This is a genomic window from Sulfitobacter sp. F26169L (genome assembly GCF_026410285.1).
GTDB lineage: Bacteria > Pseudomonadota > Alphaproteobacteria > Rhodobacterales > Rhodobacteraceae > Sulfitobacter.
Genome location: NZ_JAPMLP010000013.1, coordinates 60,748 through 70,131, shown reverse-complemented (window position 1 = coordinate 70,131; position 9,384 = coordinate 60,748). Strand labels below are relative to the sequence as shown.

Below are 9,384 nucleotides of genomic sequence, written 5' to 3'. Positions count from 1 at the left end.
CCAAGATCCTCAACACTGGCATTTTCAGGTTTAATGCCCTGCTTTTCAAGGCCCGCTTTAATCGCAGTTAGCAGGTTGCCGTGGCAATAATGGGCGGAAATTTTCTCATCGTTATTCATGACAAGCAACCATTTTCAATTTATGAATTCCAATTATACCACGTATTACTGAAAACGCCTAAGCGGCTATTGGCACAACCGCAGCAAAAGGCAGCAATGTCCGCGTTGCGGCCATCTGACCTAAGAAAATGCTGCACATACAGGAACGACCGCTTCGACGGGCTGCCGCAGCATTGGGTCATCGACTGAAGGTGCGGTCTGGGCCGTTCCACGGCTTTCATATCAACGCATGACAATCCGCGGCGCGTTCATGTTATCCGGACTTGATCCTCGCCTCATGCCAGTCAGCAATCTTTTGGCAGAGCATCCCGATCCACATCTCAAAGAACAGCACCTCAGACTCACCGTCTGGTGTAAAAGAGGGGTGGCCATTTTCGTCTCTCTTCCAAGAGCCAAGATATTCACCATCCCCCGTAACCACAGAACCATCATCGCAAAGATTGATCTTGAACCGATATGGCTTTGCGAGGTGCACTTCCGCGGCGCCGATTGCCTTGTTGGCAGCGGTTGCCTTATCAAGTTCTGTTCCGCTGGCGATCACCTTGCCATAGCTTTTTGCCACCCACTCAAAGAAATGGGGGCGCTCACCGACTTCGTTTGACCTTATCTCGTCGATGTGGATCTCAACGCCTCTGTGTTCGACGTAGGTCTTGATCCTCTCCGGACTTTGGATCGGCGCAGAGCGCCTTTGGGCCCGTCGTCGTTGCGACGACAACGCATCGAAGAAATCTCAACCAGATGTATTCATATCGCGAAGATTATACTTCTGTTCGGGGGCGGTCCCGAGGTCATCCCGTGGAAGCGCGTTTCCTTTTCTCCACGGTGGCGAGGCGTTCGTCGCAGCGGCCTCTATCTGACGCTTTGCGCACTCTGGGGAAAAGGCGGTGCTCGGCGATGCCTGATCTGCAAAGATTTGAGCGGTGCCCGCTATCACCGGCATGCGGCCAAGACTCTTGTCGAGGCCCGGTATCGAAGTGTTGAATTCGGGCGCATATGCTCGAATGGCTGCGCTTTCATGCTCATCCATATCGTCGTAGGCGCAAGGCGCAAATGCCATAGACCAGGGAAGCGATGTGTCTGGGACCCTGTGATAAAACGCCCCGGACTGTCGATAGATACGGCTTGGAATAATAATTGGAAACCGTTAATCAGAACGCCCGCGCAGCGGCTATGAGCCGCGCGCATCACCCAATTTATCTGCCTTCTCTGCACCTCGGCTACCCATCGGCTCATCCGGTCCAACTGTCGTGTCAGATGTTGTCTGCGCCTCCACCTCAGCATTCAATTCTGCGCCCATCAACACAATAAATGCTGAAATCCACAACCACATAAGTAGAATAATAACCCCGGCCATGCTTCCGAATGATTCATTATAGCTACCGAAGTTTCGGACATAGATCGAAAATGCTACAGATGCCGCAATCCAGATGACACAGGCAGCAATTGCGCCCAGCGATAACCATTTCCATTCCGCATCGTCCCTGGAAGGGCCATAACGATACAATACGGCGAGCCCAACAACTGTCATTAGTGCCAATATCACCCACCGCGATAGAGCGAGAATTGTTTCCAGCCAATCAGGAAGCGCGAGGAAGTTTAGCATTGCCGGCACTGCAAGTGCCGCTAGCAGACCCAATATAAGACCAAGAATCAGAAATACGGTCAGACCAAGTGTCCAAAGGGTTTTCTTGATGAAACCACGTGTTTCCTCTTCGTCATAGGCAACATTCAGACCCTCCATCAGACTACCCATTCCTTTGGAAGCAGAGTAAATTGCCAACAACAAACCGATGACAAACGCGACACCAAGGCCAGTCTGTTCAGATCCTGCGACTGCGACTGCCTGATCAAGAATAATCTGTGCCGCTTCTTTCGGGATCATTTCGGTCAACGACTTCAGTTGCGCCGTCACATCCGCAGGTTCTAATATTAGGCCGCCAAGTGCCATGAGCGCTGTTATGGCTGGAAAGATCGCCAGCAAGGCGTAAAATGCGATCCCCGCAGCGATCAAACCTACATGGTCCGCGGCCATTTCGTCTTTTACGCGTAAGATGATGTCCTTCCATCCCTTTACCGTAATTTCCGTTGGTACGTCGGCGTTTCTACCACGGGCCATATCTGCTTCCTCATGAAAATAGATCAGCCCGCATTCTAGATGCGGGCTGACCCGTTAAGTTCAAATTACGCTTACGACTTCTTTACAGCGCCTACATCTTGCTTTTTGGCTTCGGATTCCGCGGCGTTTACAATACGTTCTCCGGCAGCCTTCGCTTTGTCTGCGACCGCCTGCGCCGCTGTGTCAGCCGGAGCGGCATCATCAGCATTGTCTTTGGCTTCACGAACGATATTTTTAGCTTCGTCAGTGGCGGCTTTTGCGACCTCTCCGAGTTTTTGCTTTTCTTCCTCGAAGATCCGTTCCGCTTCATCCATCAGCTGGTCACTTGTCTCTCCCAGATACTGATCTTCTATACGGCTGCGTGGCAAGGCAGCACCTAATGCTGCACCTAAAGCTACGGCCAACGCACCGGCGATGAGCGGCTGATCCTCGAAAATGTCCACAGCACGTTCTCGGCCTCGGCGGGCATAAGACGCCGCGGCGTCGCGCGCCTCCAAAGCTCTCTCACGCGCAGCAACTACGCGATTGCGAGCCTCCTCGGTCAGGTTTTCAGTACCCTCGGACAAACGGTCCCGTAGGGCTGCAGCCCGTTCAGACGCGGCCGATGCTAGATTATGTGCGCTGTCAGCCATGGACTTCCCAGCATCCCTAGAAGCATCGGCAGCACCTTTTGTTGTTTCAGCGACCGCGGATCCTGCGTTGCGCGCAGTTTCGGCAACACTCGATACCGCGCCGGAAATACTATCGCCTGTACTTGATGCAACGTCGCGAACCTTATTTCCGACGCTGCTTTCGTCATCAGACGGTCGAGCCCACGAAGGGGTGTCTTGATGACTTCCGTAGCGGCCTGAATAGGATGGCTTTGTGGCATCGCTTGATTGTGAGCCCGCCACACGCGTCTGCGCGACGGATGAGGCACGGCCGGGTAAGTCAGTGCGACCACCGTAATCTCGATCATAGCGATCTGCACCGTAGCGATCATCGTAATCCGAACGCCCAAAGCGGCGATCACGGTCATAGCGATCACGTCCGTTTGACTTGTCGCCCATCATCAACCAGGCAAGACCGACGCCAGTTATGGCTAACGCGACGGGATTCCGTTTGACTGCGTCAGACACCGATCGACCGATATCTCCGCCGTGTTCGCGGAACTGGTCCGAAAATTGCCGTGCAATGTGCTCGACGGAGAACTTGTCCTGCAAATCGTCCAGGGTATCTGTTAAACCGGCACGCTCGCGTTCAATATCGCGCTCAATCTCTTCCGGGCTGCGTGATTCATTTGTCATCGTAAACCTCCTTTACGGCCTGCGCATCGCGCTTCACGTTTTTCGCGGTCCGCGTGGGTGCAAGACTGCTGAGTTTCAGATCGTTCGTTCCTTTGTTGAGCATCACATAGGCGATGACTGCAAAGATCACGCCCACGATCAGTGCTGACCAACCTGCAGGAATGCCGGCCTCGGTCAGCGCCGCAACCAGCGCTGCGGAAAGGACATTGAGTGCCGTCAGCGCAACAACAACTGCTCCAACGATTAGCCCCAAGGCAACACCGGCACTTTTAAGGTTTTCATTTACCTCGGCTCGGGCCAGATCGACCTCACTACGCACAAGAGAGCTGACATGTGTCAGTGCGTCACTGAGCAAACCCCCAGCGGATTTATTTGGCTCTGTGGTCATTGGTCAGTCTCCTTATAGTAGTTGGTGGTTGAGGGTGTTGTTTCGCGAATTGTGTCGGCAGCGTCGCGTCTGTCACGTAGATCGACGTACTGTCCGCGTTGACCGTAGGATCGCGTGGTTGAAGGTTCTTCACCCGACGCCTTTGCAAACCGCGTCGCCGCAAAACCGATCAAGGCAGCACTGCCGAGAAATACCATCGGATTACGCTTGGCAAATCCTGTGACGGCCCCCACCATTTCGCTGAGGTCCTTGTCACGCATGGCGTCCGAAGCGTCGGCCAGACCCTCAGCAATCTGGCTGAATGTTCGTTCCTGCGGGGAACCACTACGCATCTCTTCCGCTGCTGTCCGCAGCGCCGAAGCGACACCCTTTACTTCGTCAGCGGCAGCATCTTTTGCTTGCCCCGCATAGTTCCCCGCCTCAGATGTAACATTCTCAGCAATACTTCTTGCGGTCGCTTTGGCTTCTGTCGTAGCTGCAGCAGCCGCTTCCTTGGCTTTATCGCCGATAGGTCTGTCTGTGCCGGATTTAGTCTTGTTCGTATTCGTCATGATGATCTCCTTGGAGTTAAAAGACAAAGGAAAGGACGGCGAGAACGACCACTACGAGGCCGATGAGATAAAAGACGTTGTGCATTGATTCTCTCCCGGATTGTTCACTTTTCAGTTATTGATTAGTGAACTGCTAAATCGCCCATAAGGTTCCAAAAATGACTGTCTAACGCGGTAGTTCGGTGGCAATGTCAGGTTCCGAACGGTCCAAGATGCCTTGGAGGCTTTTTGTTTTGATCGATGAAAAAACATCTGTTCATGTTTACCTGTGATAGGCGGTGTGGCCCTGTCATAGATGTCGAGAATTTGTTTCTCTGCTGGCATATTGTCAGTGGTAAGCTGCGCCCCAAAAGCTTTTTCAAATCGGTGTAGAGTCCGCCCAATCAAAGGACGGACAAATGAAGGCAAGATTCACGGACGAACGGTTCATCGCGATGATCAAAGAGCAGGAAGCTGATGAGAAGACCGCATGTGTTTCTGATGTATGTCGGGGACGATGGACCAGTTTTGCCTCCACTCTGACCCATGAAAACCTGCGTTGCGGTGCAAGGGGGCTAGCTACCCCAGAAAGACGTTATTAAGTGTTTCAAGGGCAACCTGCGCAACGATCTGCTCAATGAGGAAATCTTTGACACATTAAACGATGCATGCCGCAAGCTGGCCCTCGGGCATAAGGCTACAACTAACTAGACCGCACTCATCACCCGAAAACCAAGCTCCCGCTTAAGCGCGCCGTACAAGGCAGAAATTTGAGGGCTCCGCACACCGCGCGCTTGCCCAACCCAACGGCGAAGAAGATGTAATCCAACCTCCCGAACTCTCGTTATTGATGAGAGAGCCTCGGGGCGGCTCAGGTCAGAACCGATACATTTCGGTCGACGCAAGGTTCGAAAACCTTGTCATGAGGGTTAAAAAGCTCCTTCGGGGTGCGTCCATCTATCTGTAAATCATCAGTCGCACGGCGTTCACTCCGGAAGCTCGGAACCTCTAACAAGATTTGATAGTTGAGTTGATATCTACACAGTGATGTTCAGGAGGAAGTTATGTCAGCGCCAGATGACGACAAAACGAAACAACTGCCAGAAGACCTTCAAAGTGAGTTGCAAAAACCAGATGCAATACTTAGCGAGGCACCGGCGAGTGACCCGAAGCCAACCACGCAATCACGAGGGGCGGATTTGCTATGACGGATAATCCAGACCCGGCCCCTGCCGAAGCTCCCGTCCGCGAGCCTTCCGAAACCCCGGCGCGTCCACCTATTGAGGATCCTGTGAACAATCCAAGCGAAGTACCGGTCAGAAACCCGGAGGAATCGCCGCCTGAACCACCTCCCGAGGTTCCCCCAGTATGATTAATATTTAGTCGGCTGTTCGGTCAGAGCGCGATTCCTACTCGATCCGCCATGATTTCCCGGCAATTTCTCCTCGTAATTGGTGCGGTTGGGGGTGTAGGCCGATCTGTAAATGGCCAACTGAGATTTCTGGAAGACCATGGACCATTGTCGAGATAGCTTTCGTCCTCGCCCATGGTTCTGCCTTCATCAGTATCGGTTTTTATCCTGATTGCGCTCGTAAGTATTATTTGCACCGGCTTCGTTTTCGCCCTCGCTCAACATTTCCTCACCATCTGCGTCGAATGGTCTGAAGCTTTCTGTCAGGCGGAAAAAAGAAAGCATTGCGGCGAGATCAATAAATCTGCTCGTCGGTAAAGAAACAGCTAGAGGGTCTATTTTGAAGGCTTAACCGGTTTTTTACTTTCGGTTGTTGGAGATACTTTTGAGTGCCTTGGTTATACGGTCCGTCGGATAAGGCTTTGGAAAGAAGCAGACTTTCTCCGGCAGGTTGAGTGTTTTGACTTCTACAGCACCGGAAGCGATAATGATGGCCACTTTGGGCCACCGCTTTTGGAAATATGCAGCCAGTTCCAATCCATCCATTGTGCCCGGCATTTCAATATCGGTGAACAGGATGCCAATGTCTTCATTCTGCTCCATCGTGGATATAGCAGAGTCGGCCGAACCTACATCGAATGTTCGAAATCCGGCTTCTTCAATCATATCAACCGCTTCCATCCGGATCAGCGGTTCGTCTTCGACGATTAATACGGCGGATCGTATGTGAACATCTTTTTCCAAAGCCGCTCTCCTTGCCCTATTATTTTCTTCGACGTCTCAAACCTTTAGGCCGCTAAAAGGTGCTTTCAGATCAAATGATAAACCTTCCAAGTGGTAGTTAAGTTCCGCATGTCCATTAAAATACCCCGCAAGCGCCTGCTCGATCATGCGACTGCCGAAACCGCGGCGCTGAGGCGTGGTAACCGGAGGACCGTCGCTTTCGACCCATGAGAAATTGAAAGTCTCGTCATCTCCGGTTTTGTCTACGCCCCACCGGATGTTAACCCGTCCGTCCTCAGTCGACAAAGCCCCATACTTCGTGGCGTTTGTTGCGAGCTCATGTAGTGCCATCGTCAACGCAAGCGCCTGCTTAGAACCAATTGGAATGTCCGGCCCCTCCAGCGTAAACCGTCCATTCCCCGAGCGGTGTGGTGCAAGGGCCGCCTCGACAACCGCGAGAATGCGGGTTTCTGACCATTTGGAATTGATCAGGCGATCATGAGCTTGCGCCATGTTCCCGATACGGGACTGTATCGACGTACTCGCATCTTTCAGGTTCTCTGCTTGACGCAGGGTTTGCGAGACCATCGCGTGAACCATCGACAACATGTTTTTCACCCGATGGTTCATCTCTCCTAGCATGAGTTCGCGCTGCTCGTCAGCCAGCTTTATCTCGTGAATATCGGTGCAGGTGCCCAGCCAGCGGACAATCGTGCCGTCACTGTCCCTGACCGGTTGCGCCCGGCCAAGAACCCAGCGATAGGCACCGCTGTGATGGCGCAGGCGATACTCGATATCATAGATATTACCACTCGACAGGCAATGTTGCCACTTCCGCATGGCCCTCTCCTGATCCTCAGGATGGAATATATCGTTCCATCCGGCGCCATCGGTCGAACCTTCCGGCACCCCGGTAAATTCATACCATCGCGCGTTGAAGAAATCGTGATGCCCGTCCGGTCGGGTCGCCCAGACCATCTGCGGCATGGCCTCGGTTATACTGCGAAATTGGGCTTCGCTTTGCCTCAGCGCATCCTCGGTGCGTTTTTGTTCGGTGATATCTTTGAAAACGATAACAAACCGCCCGCGCGACTGAGTCGGCATGGCAAACACATCAAAATGGCGCCCCATGACATCAGATGTTTCTTCGAACCTCAGCGTTTCACCTTGCAATGCAGCACGAGCATAGGTTTCGACCCATTTCTTTTCGAGTTCAGGCACCAGTTCAAGCGCGGTCCGGCCCGCAGCATCCTTCAGGCCCGTCATCTGTTCGAAAAGCGGGTTCACTTCCAGGAAACGATAATCTACCGGGTCGCCACACTCGTCCAACATGATCTCGGCCAGACAGTAACCTTTATCGATAGAGGTAAAGATTGATCGTAGCCTTGCCTCGCTCTCGCGAAGAACCTCGTCGGCCTGACGTTGCCGGGTGGTGTCAATGATGACTCCCGTAAAACGGTCAGGCTCTCCCTTGGCATCGCGCACGCATTTGCCCTGCGCCAGAATGTGGCGCACGACGCCTTCTTCGTCCAATGTGCGGTACTGTTCCTCGTAATGCTCGCCCGTGTCGACGGCGTGCTGAATGGCGATCAGGACGCGCTCGCGATCCTCGGGGTGGATAACATCGGTGAAGGCCTTAAGTGGCAATTTTTCGCGTGGCTGGAATTTCGAAAATCCAAAAGCAATCACGAACGCTTCATCTACCGTCATCAGATCGCTTTTGGTATCCCAGTGAAATGTGCCGACCGATCCGCTGGCTTTCAGGGCATAGGACATGTGCCGTTCGCTATCTTCGGCGCGCATCCGCGCCTCGACCTGCTCTGTCACATCAAAAGAAAAATTCATGACACCCGCAATTTCACCCGCTTCATCGTGCCAAGGTTGAACGATCTGCCGAAAATGCCTCCGCACTTTGTTTTCAGGGCCGAACTCAATAACGACTTCCGCCTGAGGCACCTCTGTCGCAACGCCGGTTCGGAAAACCTCGTTAAACGTGTCGATGTTGCCCAGTCCTTCCAATTCGGGGAAGGCGGTGCGAAAGTCGACGCCCAGCAAAGGGCGTGACCTGACAACGCGGTCATGCGCCGGGTTTGTATAGATGTAGACGTGCTCCGGTCCTTCGTGGATAGATATCAGTGCAGGTGCCGCATCGAACAACCGCTTGAAAGAAGGTGACGAAGCTAGCTTCGGTGACGTCCCTACATCCTGCAGCCTACCCTCAACTCCACCTTTGACCACTAGAAGTTCTCCCTGACCTTTGGATCCGTCGCGCATTAATGTCACTCCACATACTCGTTTTATGCCACCTTTCGCTCAAAAGCGACTGGTCTTTTTCAACCCAACGCTGAGTGGCGTCACCGCGGATTGTAGAGGCCTTAAGTATTTTCACAGACCGCCATCACAGCCTGTCTGCGGGTTTTGCATGTCTCTCGCCAGATCAGCGCCGCGTTGATGATTTTAAAGAATGCGTCCACTGCCCCGTTGAAAATCCTATATTCGTCGAGCGGCGATCTGGAATGGTATAAATACGCTGAGTTGACGGTATATTCCGCAATCGATGTCGCATTTCAAGCGTCGAATGAGCTTGTTTTTGTTTTCCCCGTTTCTCGTCCGTTTACTGAAATACGCAAGTTTTAGCCCGTGGTTTCATATTCTGATGATGGCAACGCGATAGAGCGCCGCGTTGGCTCGTCGATTTCCACCTTTGTTCATTTTGAAACGGTGTGTCCTGACAATAGATATGCCGTTTTAGTCCATTGAACGTCACATACGACGGTGACCAATCTACAGCCCTCCCCGCTTCAGCTCTTC

Annotated in this window: 8 protein-coding genes; all 8 read right to left on the bottom strand. The window is 52.8% G+C overall.

Annotation, left to right across the window (positions count from 1 at the left end):
- Nucleotides 1–372: 372 nt before the first annotated feature.
- The 8 genes from OS189_RS17765 to OS189_RS17730 all read right to left on the bottom strand — a co-directional run bounded on the left by OS189_RS17765 (nucleotide 373) and on the right by OS189_RS17730 (nucleotide 8,847).
- Nucleotides 373–681, bottom strand: a complete 309-nt coding sequence (locus tag OS189_RS17765) for a hypothetical protein (protein ID WP_267168686.1) — start codon at nucleotides 679–681, stop codon at nucleotides 373–375.
- Between the two features lie 606 nt (nucleotides 682–1,287).
- Complete coding sequence (locus tag OS189_RS17760; protein WP_267168685.1) at nucleotides 1,288–2,235, bottom strand: YihY/virulence factor BrkB family protein; 948 nt, start codon at nucleotides 2,233–2,235, stop codon at nucleotides 1,288–1,290.
- A 71-nt stretch (nucleotides 2,236–2,306) separates the two neighbouring features.
- On the bottom strand, nucleotides 2,307–3,521 hold the full coding sequence (locus tag OS189_RS17755) for a DUF3618 domain-containing protein (protein ID WP_267168684.1): 1,215 nt from the start codon (nucleotides 3,519–3,521) through the stop codon (nucleotides 2,307–2,309).
- On the bottom strand, nucleotides 3,511–3,909 hold the full coding sequence (locus OS189_RS17750; RefSeq protein ID WP_267168683.1) for a phage holin family protein: 399 nt from the start codon (nucleotides 3,907–3,909) through the stop codon (nucleotides 3,511–3,513). The genes OS189_RS17755 and OS189_RS17750 overlap by 11 nt, the downstream gene beginning before the upstream one ends.
- Nucleotides 3,906–4,460 carry a hypothetical protein gene (locus OS189_RS17745; RefSeq protein ID WP_267168682.1) on the bottom strand — a complete coding sequence of 185 codons (555 nt, stop codon included), beginning with the start codon at nucleotides 4,458–4,460 and terminating at the stop codon, nucleotides 3,906–3,908. Before OS189_RS17745 ends, OS189_RS17750 begins: the two co-directional genes overlap by 4 nt.
- Before the next feature lie 1,540 nt (nucleotides 4,461–6,000).
- Nucleotides 6,001–6,135, bottom strand: coding sequence for a hypothetical protein (locus OS189_RS17740; RefSeq protein WP_267168681.1), 135 nt, complete (start codon nucleotides 6,133–6,135; stop codon nucleotides 6,001–6,003).
- 75 nt (nucleotides 6,136–6,210) lie between these two features.
- Nucleotides 6,211–6,594: a response regulator gene (locus tag OS189_RS17735; protein ID WP_267168680.1), complete on the bottom strand. Its 384-nt coding sequence runs from the start codon at nucleotides 6,592–6,594 to the stop codon at nucleotides 6,211–6,213.
- 36 nt (nucleotides 6,595–6,630) lie between these two features.
- Nucleotides 6,631–8,847 (bottom strand): PAS domain-containing sensor histidine kinase, encoded by a 2,217-nt coding sequence (locus tag OS189_RS17730; RefSeq protein WP_267168679.1) that lies wholly within the window; start codon nucleotides 8,845–8,847, stop codon nucleotides 6,631–6,633.
- Between the last annotated feature and the right edge of the window lie 537 nt (nucleotides 8,848–9,384).